The sequence below is a fragment of the Hathewaya limosa genome (assembly GCF_030815255.1).
Classification (GTDB): domain Bacteria; phylum Bacillota; class Clostridia; order Clostridiales; family Clostridiaceae; genus Hathewaya; species Hathewaya limosa.
Window position 1 is genome coordinate 73,543 of sequence record NZ_JAUSWN010000010.1, and the last position, 19,199, is coordinate 92,741.

The 19,199-nt window shown below is 27.8% G+C and carries 19 protein-coding genes; all 19 read left to right on the forward strand.

The features are described 5' to 3' along the window. The first annotated feature begins 3 nt into the window (after positions 1 to 3). The 19 genes from QOZ93_RS06995 to QOZ93_RS07085 all read left to right on the forward strand — a co-directional run bounded on the left by QOZ93_RS06995 (position 4) and on the right by QOZ93_RS07085 (position 19,195). On the forward strand, positions 4 to 672 hold the full coding sequence (locus QOZ93_RS06995) for a HEAT repeat domain-containing protein (protein ID WP_307355659.1): 669 nt from the start codon (positions 4 to 6) through the stop codon (positions 670 to 672). A 23-nt stretch (positions 673 to 695) separates the two neighbouring features. After that, entirely contained in the window at positions 696 to 1,349 is a 654-nt protein-coding gene (locus QOZ93_RS07000; RefSeq protein WP_307355660.1) for a YigZ family protein, read from the forward strand. A 154-nt stretch (positions 1,350 to 1,503) separates the two neighbouring features. Next, positions 1,504 to 2,241: a YebC/PmpR family DNA-binding transcriptional regulator gene (locus tag QOZ93_RS07005; RefSeq protein WP_307355661.1), complete on the forward strand. Its 738-nt coding sequence runs from the start codon at positions 1,504 to 1,506 to the stop codon at positions 2,239 to 2,241. Positions 2,242 to 2,565: 324 nt separating this feature from the next. Continuing rightward, entirely contained in the window at positions 2,566 to 5,688 is a 3,123-nt protein-coding gene (locus tag QOZ93_RS07010; protein ID WP_307355662.1) for a collagenase, read from the forward strand. A 149-nt stretch (positions 5,689 to 5,837) separates the two neighbouring features. Then, positions 5,838 to 7,310 (forward strand): methyl-accepting chemotaxis protein, encoded by a 1,473-nt coding sequence (locus tag QOZ93_RS07015; protein WP_307355663.1) that lies wholly within the window; start codon positions 5,838 to 5,840, stop codon positions 7,308 to 7,310. Between the two features lie 59 nt (positions 7,311 to 7,369). Continuing rightward, a complete protein-coding gene (dcd, locus tag QOZ93_RS07020; protein WP_307355664.1) occupies positions 7,370 to 7,897 on the forward strand; it encodes a dCTP deaminase in 528 nt (175 codons plus the stop codon). Between the two features lie 57 nt (positions 7,898 to 7,954). Further along, positions 7,955 to 8,569 (forward strand): hypothetical protein, encoded by a 615-nt coding sequence (locus QOZ93_RS07025; RefSeq protein WP_307355665.1) that lies wholly within the window; start codon positions 7,955 to 7,957, stop codon positions 8,567 to 8,569. A 252-nt stretch (positions 8,570 to 8,821) separates the two neighbouring features. Beyond that, a complete protein-coding gene (gene ruvA / locus QOZ93_RS07030; RefSeq protein ID WP_307355666.1) occupies positions 8,822 to 9,418 on the forward strand; it encodes a Holliday junction branch migration protein RuvA in 597 nt (198 codons plus the stop codon). A 10-nt stretch (positions 9,419 to 9,428) separates the two neighbouring features. Beyond that, positions 9,429 to 10,454: a Holliday junction branch migration DNA helicase RuvB gene (ruvB, locus tag QOZ93_RS07035; protein ID WP_307355667.1), complete on the forward strand. Its 1,026-nt coding sequence runs from the start codon at positions 9,429 to 9,431 to the stop codon at positions 10,452 to 10,454. A 131-nt stretch (positions 10,455 to 10,585) separates the two neighbouring features. Beyond that, complete coding sequence (gene queA, locus QOZ93_RS07040; RefSeq protein ID WP_307355668.1) at positions 10,586 to 11,611, forward strand: tRNA preQ1(34) S-adenosylmethionine ribosyltransferase-isomerase QueA; 1,026 nt, start codon at positions 10,586 to 10,588, stop codon at positions 11,609 to 11,611. Positions 11,612 to 11,638: 27 nt separating this feature from the next. Beyond that, complete coding sequence (tgt, locus tag QOZ93_RS07045) at positions 11,639 to 12,778, forward strand: tRNA guanosine(34) transglycosylase Tgt (RefSeq protein ID WP_111943495.1); 1,140 nt, start codon at positions 11,639 to 11,641, stop codon at positions 12,776 to 12,778. A 54-nt stretch (positions 12,779 to 12,832) separates the two neighbouring features. Then, a complete protein-coding gene (gene yajC / locus QOZ93_RS07050; protein WP_111943493.1) occupies positions 12,833 to 13,180 on the forward strand; it encodes a preprotein translocase subunit YajC in 348 nt (115 codons plus the stop codon). A 75-nt stretch (positions 13,181 to 13,255) separates the two neighbouring features. After that, positions 13,256 to 13,630, forward strand: a complete 375-nt coding sequence (locus QOZ93_RS07055) for a TIGR04086 family membrane protein (protein ID WP_307355669.1) — start codon at positions 13,256 to 13,258, stop codon at positions 13,628 to 13,630. Positions 13,631 to 13,695: 65 nt separating this feature from the next. Next, the gene (gene scfA / locus QOZ93_RS07060) at positions 13,696 to 13,833 is read left to right on the forward strand and encodes a six-cysteine ranthipeptide SCIFF (RefSeq protein WP_111943489.1); all 138 of its coding nucleotides are present in this window, start codon (positions 13,696 to 13,698) and stop codon (positions 13,831 to 13,833) included. A gap of 70 nt (positions 13,834 to 13,903) precedes the next feature. Further along, positions 13,904 to 15,274, forward strand: a complete 1,371-nt coding sequence (scfB, locus tag QOZ93_RS07065) for a thioether cross-link-forming SCIFF peptide maturase (protein WP_307355670.1) — start codon at positions 13,904 to 13,906, stop codon at positions 15,272 to 15,274. 101 nt (positions 15,275 to 15,375) lie between these two features. After that, positions 15,376 to 16,620 carry a protein translocase subunit SecD gene (gene secD, locus QOZ93_RS07070; RefSeq protein ID WP_111943485.1) on the forward strand — a complete coding sequence of 415 codons (1,245 nt, stop codon included), beginning with the start codon at positions 15,376 to 15,378 and terminating at the stop codon, positions 16,618 to 16,620. Between the two features lies 1 nt (position 16,621). Beyond that, positions 16,622 to 17,503 carry a protein translocase subunit SecF gene (secF, locus tag QOZ93_RS07075; protein WP_307355671.1) on the forward strand — a complete coding sequence of 294 codons (882 nt, stop codon included), beginning with the start codon at positions 16,622 to 16,624 and terminating at the stop codon, positions 17,501 to 17,503. A gap of 151 nt (positions 17,504 to 17,654) precedes the next feature. Further along, positions 17,655 to 18,539 (forward strand): DHH family phosphoesterase, encoded by an 885-nt coding sequence (locus QOZ93_RS07080; RefSeq protein WP_111943481.1) that lies wholly within the window; start codon positions 17,655 to 17,657, stop codon positions 18,537 to 18,539. Between the two features lie 137 nt (positions 18,540 to 18,676). Next, complete coding sequence (locus QOZ93_RS07085) at positions 18,677 to 19,195, forward strand: adenine phosphoribosyltransferase (protein ID WP_111943479.1); 519 nt, start codon at positions 18,677 to 18,679, stop codon at positions 19,193 to 19,195. The last annotated feature ends 4 nt before the right edge of the window (positions 19,196 to 19,199 follow it).

Here is a 19,199-nt window from a genome sequence, read left to right on the forward strand (position 1 = left end):
AAGTTGAGAACAGGTTTAGTTAATATAAATTGGAATAAGATTAAAGAATTTTGTGATGAGGACATATCATATTATTTATTTCTCGAAGATAAGTCTATAGATGCTATAGCGGCTATTAGAAATTTAAATAGAGAAACGGTGCAACAACATATAATTAGAGGTAAAATTAAATTTGGAGTACTTTCTAAATGCAAAGATGAAAAAGAACTTTTTTTATATCTTGTAAAAGTATCTAAACAAGAACGTCTCAGAATAATAGAAACTTTACAATATAATTTAAAGAAAAAATTAGTAGATTATATAGTGGAAAATTACTCAGAGATGAATTGGAAAGATAAAGAGAGTGCGATTTGGCTTTTGGGAGAATTACGATTACAAGAAGGAATGAAAATCTTAATAAAATCTTCTGTACATAATAATGTTAATATAAGAAGGTTATCTGTATCCGCTCTTGGTAAAATGGCAGATAAAAAAGGTGAAATGGCACTTATAAGAGCTTTAGAAGATGAAAATTGTCAAGTTGTTTCATATGCATTAAAATCATTAAAAAAAGTAAAATCTAAGAAGTGTAAAGAAAAAGTTGAAAAGCTTTTAGAAGAGACAAATAAGGAATATGTAAAAAAAATTTGTGTTGAACTTTTAGAAAGTATTAATGAAAAAAATAAATTGTAGATTAAGATAAGGGGGGAAAGTACTTGAGTTATTTTACTATTAAAAATAGAGCTACGGCGGAATTTGAAGAGAAAAAATCAACTTTTATTGGACATGTAAGGCGAGTTAACAATGAAGATGAAGCAAAAGCTTTTATAGATGAAATAAGAAATAAATACAAGGATGCCAGACATAATGTATATGCATATGTGGTAGGTGAAAATATGGGTATACAAAGATATAGTGATGATGGAGAGCCCAAAGGAACAGGGGGAATGCCTGTACTTGAGGTAATAAAGAAAAATAATATTACGGATACAGTGATAGTGGTAACTCGATATTTTGGAGGAATTTTATTAGGCGCTTCAGGTCTTACGAGAGCCTATTCTAAGGGTGCCTCTATGGCAGTTAAAGAAGGACAAATAGTAGAAAAGGTTAAGGGTTGTAAAGTAAATGTAGAATTTGAATATGATCTTTTGGGAAAAATACAGTATAATTTTGCACAAAATGACATACACATAGAAGATACTCAGTATTCAGATAAAGTAGTTTTAACATTATTTTTAGAATCAGATAAAATCAATGATATAGAAAAAGAAATTATGAATATAACATCAGGTAATGGAATATTACTTAGGGATGATGAAAAGTACTTTTTTAAATTGGATAATCGTTTATTTGAAGATGATAAAAAATAAGGATAAATATATATAGCAATATTATTATACTACCGCTAGGTATTTATATTATAAGTGTTCAAATTTACACACTCTTGTAAATTTTATGGTTAACATGGTATAATAATTAAAGATTATAATAAAGAAAGTTTTATTTTTGGAAGGAGAATTTAATATGTCAGGACATTCAAAGTGGCATAATATACAAGCTAAAAAAGGTAAAGTAGATGCTAAAAGAGGAAAAATATTCACAAAAATAGGTAAAGAAATTGCTATTGCTGCTAAAACAGGTGGAGCAAATCCAGAGGCTAATCCAAAATTAAGAGATGTAATAGCAAAAGCAAAAGCTAATAATATGCCAAAGGATTCAATAGATAGAGCTATTAAAAAAGCCAGCGGAGAACTTGCAGGTGTTAATTATGAACAAATAATATATGAAGGTTATGGACCAAGTGGCGTGGCTGTTATAGTTGATGTATTAACAGATAATAAAAATAGATCAGCAGGAAATGTAAGAAGTGCTTTCACTAAAGGTGGAGGAAATATGGGAACTTCAGGTTGTGTAGGTTTCATGTTCCAACAAAAGGGTGAAATTGTAATAGAAAAAGCAGATTTAGATGAAGATGAAGTTATGATGATGGCATTAGATGCTGGAGCAGAAGATTTTGCTTCAGAAGAGGAAGTATTTGTAGTAACTACTACACCAGAAGATTTTGGAACAGTAAGAGAAGCTTTAGAAGCTCAAGGAATGGAATTCTTAGGTGCGGAAGTTAAAATGATACCAGATACATATACTGAGATCAATGAAGATGATGCTAAGAAATTCCAAAAGATGTTAGATTTACTTGAAGATGATGATGATGTTCAAGAAGTTTACCACAATGCTGAATTCCCAGAAGGATGGGAAGAATAATCTTAATAATGCATTAAATCACTTTTGATATGGTTATTGCCATATCAAAAGTGATTTTTTTATTTCAAATAAAGTTTAAAAATGAAATTTAAAATTTATTTGAAATGAATTAAATAAAAAAACAAAAAATAAAAAAGAATATTCAGAAAATATTGACTTATTCCGGAAAAAGTATAAAATATATATAAAGTGTTATTCATATTAAAATTCATATTAAAGTTAAGTTTTAGGGCCAAAAATAAAATTAAGAAGATAAGGGGGGATTAGTTAATAAAATAAAGAGTGTCTAAGTTAAATAATATAATATTTATTTGGGGGAATATTATGAAGTATGGAAAAAAAATCAAAAATAAATCTTTAAAAAAGCAAACAGCTATAAGTATAGGCTTATCATCAATTTTTTTGTTTAATAGTATATTACCTGTTTATGCTATTAATAACAGTTCAGTTAGATCAAATATCTACAGTAAATCATCTCAGGTAAAAGTTTCAGAAAGTAAAAAAAGTAATAAAAGTAATAAAAGATATACTTTAAGAGAACTAAATCAAATGAATTCTTATGATTTAATAGATGTCTTAGTAAAAACAGATCATAGAGATATAACAGACTTATTTAATTATAGTCATGATGCATATGAGTTTTTTAGAAATAAAAATCGTACTCAAATGTTATTGAAAGAAATAGAGAAAAGAGGTAGAGAATATACTGAAAATGATGCAAAGGGAATAACGACATTAATAGAGGTTGTAAGAGCGGGATATTATTTAGCGTTTTATAATAAAGATCTAAAAAAAGAAATATATGATAGAAATAATAGACTTAATGTAATACCAGCAATACTATCTATAGAAAATAATAAAAATTTTAAACTAGGTACGGAGATTCAAGATGATATAGTTGCTGGAGTGGGAAATTTTCTTTGGAATACTGCAAGTAATTCAGAAGTAATAAATAAGTTAACTCCTATAGTAAAAGATTTTTATCAAAATAGAGATAGATATTGTGGGAAATATACTAAAGATAATGCCATTCACGCTATTTTAGGTGGTTCTTGTTATGATATTGAAATGTATTTGAGGGATACTAAGAAAAAACCAGAGGAAACAGAATGGTATGGACGTATTAATCCATTTATAGAAGAGGTACAAAAGTTAGCTTTAATGGGTAATTTAAATGATAAGAATTCATTAGCTATAGAAAATGCTATTTATGGTATTTCTTTATTAGGAAAATTGCATAATAATTCTAAGTTAGGAATTGAGACTTTGACTAAGAGCATGAATATATATTCTTATTTAGGAATACCATATTTGCAAGCAGTAGATAAGATTAAACGTGATTATAATGGAATTAATTCAGAAGGTAAAAAGATAGATCTTGAAAAAATAAAGCATGAAGGAAGAAAAAAATATTGTCCTAAAACGTATACTTTTGATAATGGTAAAATGATTATAAAAGCTGGAGATAAAGTAGAAGAGGATAAGATAAAAAGACTTTATTGGGCATCTAAAGAAGTAAATGCTCAATTCTTTAGAGCTATGGGCATAGATAAACCATTGGAAAAGGAAAATCCAGATGAGGTTTTAACTATGGTTATATATAATAGCCCTAAAGAATACTCTGCGAATAATGTTTTATATGGTTATGCAACCGATAATGGTGGTATGTATATTGAACAAACAGGAACTTTCTTTACCTTTGAAAGAAAAACTTATGAGAGTATATATACATTAGAAGAATTATTTAGACATGAGTATACTCATTATTTACAAGGAAGATATGCAATTCCCGGTATGTGGGGTGCAACAGAATTATATAAAAATAGTAGATTAACTTGGTATGAAGAGGGAGGAGCAGAATTATTTGCAGGTTCTACAAGAACAGATGGGATTCTTCCAAGACAAACCATAATAAAAAATATTCATAATACAGATAAAGGTGGAAGATATACCGTCAATGATGTATTAAATTCAGCATATGGAAATTTTGAATTTTATAATTATGCATGTGTGTTTATAGATCTTTTACATCGCAAACAAACAGATAGTTTTTATAAATTAAATGAATATATTAAGAATAATGATGTAAGAGGGTATGACAATTTTATTAATAATTTAAAATCAGATTCTAATTTGAATCGTTGTTATCAAGAATATATGCAAGAATTAATAGACAAGTATGATACTTTAACTGTTCCTTTAGTATCGGATGATTATTTGATTAGACATGCTTATAAGAACCCAAAAGAAATTTATTCTGAAATATCTTCATTGGCAGGTTTAAAAGATATAAAAACAGAAATTGATAAATCTGAATATTTTGATACATTTACTTTAAGAGGTAAATTTGAAGGAAAGAATTCAAAAGGAAAAGCACAAGATTTTAAAGATATGAATGAAATAGCTAATGGATTTTTAAAAGAATTAGATAAAAAAACATGGACAGGCTACAAAACAGTAACATGTTATTTTACAAATTATAAGGTAGATTCAAATAATAGAGTTACTTATGATTTAGTATTTCATGGATACCTTCCTAGAGAGGGAGATTCTCAAAATGCTTTACCATATGCAAAAGTTAATGGACCTTATATAGGTATACAAACAGATAATATAAAATTTTCTAGTGAAGGTTCACGTGATGTTGATGGAAAAATAGTTAAATATGAATGGGATTTTGGAGATGGAAGTAAGAGTAGTGAGGCAAATCCACGACATATTTATAAAGAAGTTGGAGAATATACAATTAAACTAAAAGTAACAGACAATAAAGGAGAAAGTTCTACTGCTGTTAGTACAGTAAATATTAAAGATATATCTGAAAATAACTTGCCTATAGTAAAAATTGGAGGACCTTATCAAGGGTTTAATAATCAAAAGATAGGTTTTTATAGTAATGGAACTAGAGACGAAGATGGAGAAATAAAATCATATGAATGGGACTTTGGAGATGGAAGTAAGAGTGATGAGGCAAATCCGATTCATGTTTATAAAGAACCAGGTAATTATACGGTTACACTAAAGGTAACAGACAACCTAGGAGGCCAAAGTGTTGCAACTACCAAAGCAAAAATATTAAAAATGGTATACCCTATAAATAAAGAAAAGGAACCTAATAATTCTATAGAACTTGCTAATGGTCCTATTTTACCAGGAGTAGCAGTTCAAGCTAATTTAGATGCTGAAGATCCACAAGATTATTTTTATTTTGATGTATTTACACCAGGAGAAGTTAACATAAAATTAACTAGAGGGTCAGGAGCAGGAGCAACATGGGTAGTTTTTGATGAAAATAGAAATGAAGTGGCGTATGGCTCCGATGATGGAAGAGAAATTAAAGGAACTTTTAATGCTAATAAGGAAGGAAGATATTATATATCTGTTTATACCTTTGATGGTAACAAATTACCTTATAAGTTAGAAGTTGAAGGATCAGTAGGACGATAAAAAGGAAAATAATAAAAATATTAAGAACAACTTGTAAAATTATATTTTTACAAGTTGTTTTTTAATTAAAAATGTTGTAAATATTAAATAGTTTATTTCGATAATAAAGTATTAATGTGTAATGTAATGAACTGTTAGGGGGAAATATAGTGAAAGATACAAAGAATATTAATAAGGTAAATGTGAAAATTTTTATAGTATATACTATATGTCAGTTACTATATGACATAATATATTTTTCGGCATCTAATTCTAAGATTAGAATTTTTTTAAGTTTAATAAGTATAGGAATTTGTGGTTTGCCCCTATGGATAAAAACTTTAGAAAAATATAGTCAATATGTAATTTCTATAGGAATTTTATTTTTTATATTTGTATTTACTTATATAGATGGATTTAGTAATTTAACTTTACTAAGTTTTCCTATAGTTATTAATGTATGTAATCTATATAATGATGAAAGAGCGTCATTAGTAGTAGGAAGTTTAAGTAGTATATATCTATTTGTATCTTATGTATTTTTAAAGGATAAACTATATTCCCAATCATATAAGTTTATTAATTTAAAGCATATAGTTACATATTCTATATTAATTTTTATAGCAGGTTTTATATCCTATCTTCAATGTAAGAAAAATAATAATATATTAAAACTTGCTACTGATAAAACTAAGCTAGCCCAAAATGAAAGTGAAAAAAACTTGGGTGTGTTGAATAATATTCAAAATGCATCAGAGGAAGTTGAGGTTTTTGTAGCGGATTTAGAGGATGAATGTAATGAAACTATATCAATTGGAGAAGAAATTTCTAGACATACTAAGAAAATATGTGAAAATTTAGCATCACAAAGTGAGTCTATGAATAAAACCTTAGAGTTTTTTACGGAATTAGTAGATACATTTGAACAATCTTCTGGTAATTTTAAAAATATAGAGGAAAATATTATTAAAACTAAAAAAGTTTGTGGAGATAATGAACTTTATGTAGATGGATTAACTAATAAAATACAGAATATAAATATTGCTGTAAAAGAAGTTATGGAGTTAATTAACAATATAAATAAACATAATGAAGGTATAGAAGAAATATTGAAAGTTTTACGAGGAATTTCTAAGCAAACTAACATATTAAGTTTAAATGCATCTATTGAGGCAGAGAGAGCTGGTGAATTTGGAAAAGGATTTTCAGTAGTAGCAGCTCAAGTTAAAAAGTTATCTAATGATTCTACTAAACATGCTGATGAAATAGAAGATTATTTAAAGTCAATTAAGTTAAATGCCAATAAAGCTAAGATAGCTTCCGAAAAATGTTCTATGGAGGTTACAGATGGAATAGATGATGTTGAAAATGTTATAAAATCCTTCGATTCAATATATAATTCAGTAGGTTTAATAGATGATTCTTCAAAAGGATTATCACAAAAAATTGATAATCTTTCAGTAAAAATTAATTATTTAGATGATGAATTAAAAGAAATAGCTTCTCATGTTGAGGAATCTAATAGTTTTATAGATAATGTTGTAAGTCTTATTCAAAGTCAGTTCAAAAAGATAAATATGTTTAAGAATAATCTTCAGGATATATTAAAGAAGTTTAAACATTTAAAAAACCTTTATAAATAATAGATGCTTTGTTATAATAATTAATTATCAATATTAAAGCATAGAAGGTGAAAAAAAGTATGATACTTTCAGGAAAAGAAATAAAAAATAGATTAGGTAAAGATATAATTATAGAGCCTTATAATGAAAGTCAACTAAATCCTAATAGCTATAATTTAAAATTACATAATGAACTTTTAGTTTATGAAGATGACATATTAGATATGAAAAAAGAGAATAAGGCTAAGAAAATTGTAATTCCAGAAGAAGGATTATTATTAAAACCCGGGAAACTTTATCTAGGTAGAACTGTTGAATATACTAAAACAGATAAATTAGTACCAATGTTAGAGGGAAGATCTTCTATTGGAAGGCTTGGATTATTTATTCATATAACAGCAGGATTTGGGGATGTTGGATTTTCAGGATATTGGACTTTGGAGATTTTTTGCGTACAGCCAATAAGAATTTATCCTAATGTTGAGATTTGTCAAATATATTATCATGATATACATGGTGAGTATGATAAATATTCTAGTGGAAAATATCAAAACAATTTAGGGGTTCAACCTAGTTTATTATTTAAAGATTTTCAAGGAAATAAATAATGAAATTGAATATAATTACCAATATAGGGCATAATACACAGTAAAAGGAGTGATATTATGTCTAATAAAAAGAAGTTTTTAATTTTTACACCTATTTTTTTAGTTATTATATTTAGTATTTCATATTTAATAACCGCTAATAAGCTAAATAATAGAAGTGTAAGTTCAAATAAAATTAATAGTGTAGAAAAAGATGAAAGGGTAGATTTAGATCAAAAGGCTAAAAGTATAAAAATAATCTATGAAAGTTTATATCTAAAACCACATGAAAATTCTAATAAGGCTATAGTAGACGAATATGTTGAAAAATTTGATAAGGAAAAAGATATTATTTCAAATATGAGTAAAGATCAAATTTTAGCAGCATTCAAAAAAGGAGACTATAGATTAAAAGATATAGAAAGAAATAAAATTGTTTTTTCAAGAAAGGTAAATAAATATAAATATAGTCCTAATAAATATGTAATAGGAATTAATTCAGGTTATTTAGCCATTTTTAAAAGTAATAGTAATGGAAAATTAATATTAGAATCTACTAAAGATATAACAAATATAAAAATAGATACTCTTACCGAAGGGGATATAGAACTTTTGGAAATGGGAGATAAAATTTATGAATTTAACTCTAAGGAAGATGCACTAGAAGGTTTGCATGGTATGTTTACAACATAAGGTACCCAATGCTTTAGGGTATCTTTTTTTATAATGTATTAAATGGTATATTTATAAAGAATTTATAGTATTTTTAAAGTCTTTTACAGCTAAGGTTTAAATAAAAAAGCATATAAAAAATATGCTTAAATTTAAAAATAATATATTTTAAATTTAAGAATTGTTTACCTAAATTAATTAATAATAGATATTGAATTAAAAAGCTATAGATGATAAAGTATAATATAGTTCTTTTATTTTAGAGGTGATTAAATGTACGAATATATAAGGGGTCAGTATCAAGGAATAAATAAAGATTATATAGTTATCGAAAATAATGGCATAGGATATAAAATTTATTCTTCTGGAAGTACTATGGCTAGTATGCCTCAAATAGGGGAAAATATCATACTTTATATAATACAAATAGTAAGACAAGATTTTATAGGTTTATATGGCTTTTCTTCAAAAGATGAATTAGAGCTTTTTAATAAGTTATTAACCGTAAATGGAGTAGGTGCAAAAGCAGCATTATCTCTATTGTCTATAAGTAATGTAGATACTTTGAAAAAAACTATAGTTTTAGGTGAAGATAAAATGATAACTAAAGCCCCTGGAATAGGTAAAAAGATAGCTCAAAGAATAATCTTAGAACTTAAAGATAAAATCGAATTGCCACAAGGTGCTGAAGAAAATATGTTAGAAGAAGTTACTAATAAAGAAGATATTAAAATTATAAGAGAAGCTAAAGAAGCATTAGTTTCTTTAGGATATTCTGAAAAAGAATCAGAAAAAGCACTGAAAAATATTGAAAATAAGAATAATATAGAAGATATTATAAAAGATTGCTTAAAATTTTTAATGAATTGAGGTGTATAGTATGGGAGATAGACTTATTTCATCTTCTTTTATGGAAGAGGACTCAAATAATGAACTTTCTTTAAGACCTCAGAGATTAAGCGAGTATATAGGGCAAAAAAAGGTTAAAAACAATTTACATATCTTTATAGAAGCAGCTAAAAAAAGGGAAGAAGCTTTAGACCATACATTACTATATGGTCCACCAGGTCTTGGTAAAACAACATTAGCTAATATAATTGCCAAGGAAATGGGTGGAGATTTAAAGATAACTTCAGGACCAGCTATCGAAAGAGCAGGAGATTTAGCAGCAATTCTTACAAGTTTAAAATCTAGAGATGTATTATTTATTGATGAAATACATAGGCTTTCCCGATCTGTAGAAGAAATACTGTATCCTGCTATGGAAGATTATGCGTTAGATATAGTTATAGGAAAAGGGGCACAAGCAAAATCTATAAGAATAGACCTACCACAATTTACTTTAATAGGAGCTACAACGAGACTTGGACTGTTAACTTCACCTCTTAGAGATAGATTTGGAGTTCTATGTCCTATGGAATTTTATGAAGAAGAAGAGCTAACAGAAATAATAGTAAGATCGGCTTATATTTTGAATGTAAATATTAGTAGAGAAGCAGCATATTTACTTGCAAAAAGATCCAGAGGTACACCTAGAATTGCCAATAGATTATTAAAAAGAGTTAGAGATTATGGAGAAGTTTTAAATTCAAGTATTATAAATCAAGAAGTTGTTATTAAGGCTACAGAATTATTAGGTGTAGATAAAGAAGGATTCGATTCCGTTGATAATAAAATTTTACAGGCAATAATTAAAAATTTTAAGGGTGGACCTGTTGGGGTAGAGACTCTAGCTTATTTTATAGGTGAGGAAACATCTACTTTAGAAGATGTTTATGAACCATATCTGTTACAAAAAGGATTTTTAATACGAACACCAAGAGGAAGAATGGCGGGAGAAGCGGCATATACACATTTAGGAATTTCAAGAGAAGATAATAAACAACAATATAGTTTTATTAAATAAAGTACAAATTATATAAATTATTGAGTTATATTTAAAATTTGATGAGTATATCCAAAATCATAACTATAAGTCATATACTTATAAGTAATGTATTTAGACATGGGTTAAAATAAACGAAGAGGGTGTAAATTTTGAAAGTTAAAGATTTTTATTTTGATTTACCAGAAGAACTTATTGCACAACATCCTGCAGAAAAGAGAGATCATTCGAGACTTTTAGTGTTGGATAGGAAAACGGGTAGTATAGAGCATAAAATTTTTAGGGATATATTAGATTATTTAAATCCTGGAGATTGTTTAGTTTTAAATAATACTAGAGTACTTCCAGCACGATTAATAGGTCACAAAGAAGATACTATGGGTAAAATGGAATTTTTACTTTTAAAAAGAATCGATAAAAATAAATGGGAAACTCTTGTTAAACCAGGTAAAAGAGCCAAAATAGGTTCTAAGTTTGTGTTTGGTAATGGAGAACTTAGAGCTGAAGTTAAAGATATAGGTGAAGATGGTAGTAGAATAGTTGAATTTCAATATGAGGGAATTTTTGAAGAGGTACTAGATAAATTAGGCGAAATGCCATTACCACCATATATTACTGAAAAATTAGAAGAAAAAGAAAGATATCAAACAGTTTATTCTAAGGAACCAGGTTCTGCGGCAGCACCTACAGCTGGATTGCATTTTACGGAAGAATTATTAAGTGAAATAAAAGCAAAGGGCATTAATGTAGCATTTGTTACATTACATGTAGGTCTTGGTACATTTAGACCTGTTAAAGCAGAAACTATTGAAGAACATCATATGCACTCAGAATATTATACAATGAGTAAAGAAACAGCAGAGATTATTAATAAAACAAAAGAAAATGGAAATAGAGTTATAGGAGTAGGTACAACGTCCTGTAGAACTATAGAAAGTATAGCAGATGAAAATGGTAAAGTGAGAGAATGTTCAGGATGGACAGAAATTTTTATATTCCCAGGATATAAATTTAAAGTTTTAGATGCGTTAATTACTAATTTCCATCTTCCAGAATCTACACTTATAATGTTGGTTAGTGCACTTGCAGGACAAGAAAATATAATGAATGCATACAAAACAGCTGTAGAAGATAAATATAGATTCTTTAGCTTTGGAGATGCAATGTTTATTAAATAGGGATACATTAGATAAGGATGTGATTAAATGGGAGAATATACATTATTAAAGAAAACTGGAAAAGTTAGAAGAGGTCAATTTAAAACAGTACATGGTACAATTCAAACACCTGTATTTATGAATGTAGGCACATTAGCTGCAATAAAAGGTGCGGTTTCATCAATGGATTTAAAAGAGATAGGATGTCAAGTTGAACTTTCAAATACATATCATTTACATTTAAGACCAAGTGATAGAGTAGTTAGAGAATTAGGTGGATTACATAAATTTATGAATTGGGATAGGCCAATCTTAACAGATTCAGGTGGATTTCAAGTATTTTCATTATCCTCTATAAGAAAAATAAAAGAAGAGGGAGTATACTTTAATTCGCACATAGATGGTAAAAGAATATTTATGGGTCCGGAAGAAAGTATGCAGATACAAAGCAACTTAGGATCTACCATAGCTATGGCTTTTGATGAGTGTATACCAAATCCTTCCACAAGGGAATATGTTATTAATTCTGTGGCTCGAACTACAAGATGGCTTGAAAGATGTAAAAAAGAAATGGATAGATTAAATTCATTAGAAGGTACAGTAAATAAACACCAGATGCTATTTGGTATTAACCAAGGTGGAACGTATGATGATATAAGAATAGAACATGCTAAAACTATTTCTAAGATGGATCTAGATGGGTATGCAATTGGTGGTTTAGCTGTTGGTGAAAGTCATGAAGAAATGTATAGAGTAATTGATGCTGTAGTTCCACATCTTCCACAAGATAAGCCTATATATTTAATGGGGGTAGGTACTCCAGAAAATATATTGGAAGCTGTTGATAGAGGAGTAGATTTCTTTGATTGTGTACTTCCGGCTAGAAATGGAAGACATGGACATGTGTTTACTAAAAATGGTAAGATAAATATAATGAATGCAAGATTTGAATTAGATGCAAGACCTATAGATGAGGGATGTCAATGTCCAACTTGTAAACACTATACAAGAGCATATATCAGACATTTATTTAAGGCAAAAGAAATGTTAGCCATGAGATTATGTGTTTTACATAATTTGTATTTCTATAATAAGCTTATGGAAGATATAAGAGCTGCTATTGATGGTGATTATTTTAAAGAGTTTAAAGAAGAAAAATTAGCAGCATGGAAAAAAGGCGACGTCTAAACAAATATATATAATATATTTTAAATATTTTAAATCTGAAAGGAGATATAAAAAATGAGTCAAACTTTAGTTGGTTTATTACCTTTGGTATTAATGATGGTTTTACTTTATGCTGTAATGATTATTCCTGAAAAAAAGAGAAGAAAAAAATATGAGGGAATGCTTAATGAATTAAAAGTTAATGATGAAATATTAACTAAAGGTGGAATAATGGGAAGAATAATTACTGTAGATAATGAATTTATAGTATTAGAATCAGGTCCAAGTAGAGCAAGAATTAAATTACATAAAAATGGTATAGCTTCAGTGTTAAACTCTAGAGATGAAGAAGTAAAAGAGGATAAAAATACTAAAGAAGTAAAAGAAACAGAAGAATTTAAAGAAGTAAAAGAAGATAAATAGATTTAAAATAAAGTAATAAAAACCTTTTTATTTGCATAATTAATATTAATAATTAGCGAATAGGAGGTTTTTTTTATGGAGTCTAAAATAAAATTTTCTTGTGTAGGTGAAGGGGTTTTGAGAGGTGTTATCCTTACTTTAATTTGTCTTTTGGTATACACATTAGCATGTACTTTTGGACAAGGAGTTATAAAAGAAGGGCATTTTAATATAATGTTTCTAATAATAACTTTAATTAGTGTGTTGTACGGGGCAGGGGTAGCAGCTAAAAAGGCGGGAGAAAATGGATGGATAATTGGTATGTGTGTAGGAATTTTCTACATACTAATTATTTATATAATTTCGTTATTAGCAGGTAGAACATTTGGTTTTGGATTAAAAGATATATCTAGAATTTTACTTTGCGTGTTTGCTGGTACTCTTTCAGGAATGTTGGGAATAAATTTATAAATACTTTATTTATTAAAGCTTTTATGTTATAATCAGTTAGAAAAAGTTTGAATGGAGGAGTATGCATGAAACATATAAAGGTTCTAAATAAATCAAACCTTAAAAATAGCGTAAAAAAACCAGGATGTAAAGAGTGTGCAAACTCATGCCAATCTGCATGTAAGACATCTTGTACAGTAGCAAATTTAGCTTGTGAAAACTAAAAAATTTTGCTAACCATTCATAGCAGTAACTAAAAGTTACTGCTTTAAATTTAGTTGGGAGGAAATTTAAATGGCATTAATACATAAATTTAATCAGGGCAATGACTATTTTGTAATAGATATAAATTCGGGATCATTACATCAAGTTGATGAATTAGTATATGATTTATTAGATGATGAAAAAATAAAGTCTAAAGATGAATTAATTAATGAATATAAGGAAAAATATTCAAAGGAAGAGATAGAAGAGGCATACGAAGAAATAGAAGAACTTATTAAAGAAGAATATCTTTATACAAAAGATTTATATGAGAATATAGCAATACAAACTCAAAAATCACCATCTTTTATTAAGGCATTATGCTTAAATATAATACATGATTGTAACTTAAGATGTAAATATTGTTTTGCTGATGAAGGTGAGTATCATGGCTGTAGACAAAGAATGTCAGCGGAAGTGGGTAAAAAAGCTATTGACTATGTTATAAAACATTCTGGACCAAGAAAAAATATAGAAGTAGACCTATTTGGTGGCGAGCCACTAATGGCTATGGATACAATTAAAGAAGTAGTGTCTTATGCTAGAAGTATAGAAAAAGAACATAATAAAAACATAAGATTTACTATGACAACAAATTGTACATTATTAAATGATGAAATAATGGAATATTTAAATGAAAACATGGTTAATATTGTATTAAGTTTAGATGGAAGAAAACAAGTTAATGATAAAGTAAGAGTTAGATGTGACGGTACAGGAAGTTATGAAGCCATAGTACCTAAAATTAATAAAATGATTGAAAAACGAGATAAAGATAAAACTCATTATGTAAGAGGAACATTTACAAGAGAAAACATTGATTTCTTCGAGGATATTAAACATTTAGCAGAACTTGGATACAAGGAGATTTCAGTTGAACCAGTTGTATTACCAGATGAACATGAGTTATCTTTAAGAGAAGAGGATCTACCAGTTATATTTGAACAATATGATAAATTATACGAGGAAATGTGCAAAAGATATGAAGAAGGTAATGAATTTAACTTTTATCATTTCAATGTAGATTTAAAAGGTGGTCCATGTGTTTATAAAAGAATTTCAGGATGTGGTGCAGGTCATGAATACATAGCTGTTACACCTGAAGGTGATGTATATCCATGTCATCAATTTGTTGGAAATGAAGAATTTAAATTAGGAACAATTTATGATGATGATTATAAATTTAATGAAGAATTAAGTGATGAATTTAAAGCTGCACATATATATAACAAACCTAAATGTAAGGAATGTTGGGCAAGATTCTACTGTAGTGGAGGATGTCAAGCAAACAATTATAACTTTAATGGAGATATTCATATACCATATGAAATTGGATGTGCAATGCAAAAGAAGAGAATAGAGTGTGCTATTGCGCTTAAAGCTAAGAAAATGGAAAAATAGATAGCTTAAGTCCTATTATTGACTATTGATTATAGTAGTAATATAATAAAATATGAAGAAAAATATGTAAATTACAAGGTAGTCAGCAGAGGAGGATAAAAATGAAAAAAGGTAAGAGTACGGCACTTTTTATCCTATGTATAGCCCTAATTGCATTATTTGGATACATAGGATATTTCGGAGTTGAAGTATTCGGTTACAAATTTTTACCTTTCACAAAGGTTATAAACAGAGGACTTGATCTTCAAGGTGGTATTTCTGTTGTAGAAGAAATTCAAGCAAAAAAAGTTACACCTGAAGATATGTCTAGAGAAATTGAGTTTATAAATATGAGGGTAAATAAATTAGGTGTAGCTGAAACTGAAATAAAACAAGAAGGCGAGAAGAGAATTAGAATTGAAGTTCCAGGTGTTTTTGATTCTAAGGAAGTTATGGATCTTATAGGTAAGACAGGTGAATTAAAGTTTACAGATCCAACAGGAAAAGTAATTTTAACAGGAAAAGATGTTAAAAATGCTATAGCTGAATATAACGATACAAATCAAGCTCAAATTAGATTAGAACTTACTCCACAAGGAACTAAAAAGTTTGCAGACGCAACAGAAAAGTTTATTGGTCAAAATATTGCTATTTCAATGGACAAAGAACAGCTTACTAATCCTAGAGTAGAAACAGTAATAACTAACGGAACAGCAGTTATTACTGGTAATAAGGATATAAAAGAAGCTAAAAAAATAGCTGATATTATAAAATCAGGTGCATTACCATTACCAACAAAACCCGTTTCCTTTAAGACTGTAGGAGCAACGTTAGGTTCTACAGTACTACCAAATACTAAATGGGCGGCTATTATAGGGGTATCATTAGTATTTATTTTCATGATAGCTTTATATAAAATACCAGGAATTTTAGCTGATATAGCTTTAACAGTATTTATACTTTTAGATTTATTGGCTTTTTCACTTACAGATGTAACCTTAACATTATCAGGTATTGCAGGATTCTTACTTACAGTAGGGATGGCCGTTGATGCTAATGTGCTTATATTTGAAAGAATAAAGGAAGAATTGAAGACTGGAAAATCTATAAAAAATTCAGTAGATTTAGGATTTAATAAAGCACTATCTTCTATATTAGATTCTAATATAACAACTATTATAGCAGGATTAATATTATACTTTGTAGGAACAGGTTCAGTTAAAGGTTTTGCTTTAACATTAATGATGGGAATAGTAATAAGTATATTTACAGCATTCTTTGTAACTAAATTTTTATTTAAGCTTGCATTAGGTATGGGTCTTGTTAGTAAGCCTTCTCATTTTGGTGTTAAAAAGGAGGTACAGTAAGATGATTAAAATAGTTGAAAGAACTAAAATATGGTTTACTCTTTCACTTACAGTAATAATTGCTGGAATTCTTTTTATAGCTATTAAAGGATTGAATTATGGTATCGATTTTAAAGGTGGTACTTTATTAAATATAGGTATGAATAAAGAGATAACAGTACACGACAAAAAAGATTTAAATGATATTCTAAAACAATATACTAAACAATATTCTATAAGAGATATAAATAATAAAAAAGAATTTGAAATAATCATTCAAAGTGGAGCTGTTAAAGATGAACAGATTTCAGAGATTAAAAATAAAGTTAAAGACAAATTTAAATTAGGAAATAAGTATTTAGTAAATGAAGAGAATATAGGTGGTTCTGTAGGAAAAGAACTTACTAAAAAAGCTTGGATGGCTATGGTATTAGCTGCTGGAGCAATGCTTATTTACATAACTATAAGATTTGAAGTTGATTTCGCTTTTGCGGCAATAATGGCACTTTTACACGATGTTCTAATAACTATAAGTGTATATGCTATATTAGGAATTAAAGTAAATTCACCATTTATAGCAGCTATACTAACAATATTGGGATATTCAATTAATGATACTATAGTTGTGTTCGACAGAATAAGAGAAAATAAAAAGAAATTAGGAAAAGTTTCCTTAGATGTATTAGTAGATACAAGTATAAATCAAACAATTAAAAGATCTATAAATACATCATTATCTACCTTGATTACTATAATTGCTTTATTGATTTTAGTACCATCTATAAGAGAATTTACATTACCACTTACTGTAGGTATAGCAGTTGGTACTTATTCATCAATATTTATTGCAAGTCCAATATGGGTATTATTTAAAAAGCATAAATTAAAAGCTTCAAAAGCATAAATTGTATTTTAATTAAACAAATTTGTAAAAAATAACCTCGAAAATAATATAAATTTTTCGAGGTTTATTTATTTTATGTAAAAATAATTGTAAAAACCCGAAATATAAATTATAATATATATGCTTTCTCTAAAAATTCGGGGGATTGATTATGAAAAAAGATCAGAAAAATTGTAAGAAAAACACTATGAATTATAGTAATTCTGAAAAACAATTAAATAATTACCATCCCTTTCTTATAGATAACATGAAAGATGTTATTTGTAGAATAGTGAAAGCTGTAAATAGTAGGGAAAAAATCGTGGTTTTTGGGTATTATGATGTAGACGGAATTACTAGTGTTTCAAGTTTATTATTAGTATTAAAATATTTAAATGCAGATGTGGAGTATTTTATACCAACAGAATTACACAGAGTAAGAAATTTAACGGAAGAAGATATAAAGCAACATATAGAATTTCTCGGTACTAAACTTATAATTTCTATAGGAGGGTACTTAAATTCCGAAAAAGAGGTAACTTTATGTAAAAACTTAAACATAGACATGATTACCTTATGCAATGAAAAGAACCAGAGTAATTCTTATGGATATATAATAAATCCTGCGCATAATGAATGTAAGTATCCTTTTGAAAATTTAAGTTGTTCTGGTGTTACTTATAAAGTTATACAAGCTTTATCAATTTATTATAAAACAACCATATTTAATAAATTTATTGATTTGGTGTGTTTAGGAACTTTATCTAGTGGAAAAAAACTAGAAGATGAAAATTTATACATAATAGAAAAAGGAATAAAACAAATAAAAAATACCAATAATTATGGAATAAAAGCGTTAATGAAAATGTATCATATAGGAGAATTGAATAAAGATATTTTGCTTTCTTTAGGCTCTATTATTATGCCAAAGATAAATCCGATTGGAAATATGGATGATGCAAAGATTATAGTTGAACTTTTTACTACTAGAAATATGTGTAAAGCAGAGCAAATAGCAAAATACATATATAGGGAAGAAAAATTTAGAGAACAGTGAAGTGTTAAATGTGTAAATTCTTCTATTGTACAACCTATTTACTTTATATATAATAGATTTATATTGTCTTAAAAGTAAGCAGGTTTAATTAAAACAAATGATAAAAAATAAAAGAAATTTTTTAAGGAGGCATAAAATTGTTAATAGAGGATAAAATAAGGGTAATAGAAAACTTTCCAAAAGAGGGGATAAGTTTTAAGGATATTACTCCTTTATTAAGCGATGGAAAAGTGTATAAAGAATGCATTAGACAAATATGTGAACAGTTGAAAGATAAAGATATTGATGTTATAGTTGGTCCTGAAGCAAGAGGATTTTTATTTGGAACAAGTGTTGCATATGAGTTGGGTGTTGGATTTGTTCCAGTTAGAAAACCAGGAAAACTTCCATATGAAACAGTTTCAGTAGAATATGCATTAGAGTATGGTACTGATAAAATTGAAATGCATAAGGATGCTATTAAAAAAGGACAAAAAGTAGTAGTAGTAGATGATTTATTGGCTACAGGTGGAACAGTAGGTGCAATAACAAAATTAGTAGAGGAAATGGGTGGAGAAATAGTTTCACTTAATTTTGTCGTTGAACTTACAGATTTAAATGGAAGAGCAAAGCTTGAAAAATATGATGTTCAATCTTTAGTTAAATATGATATATAGTTAA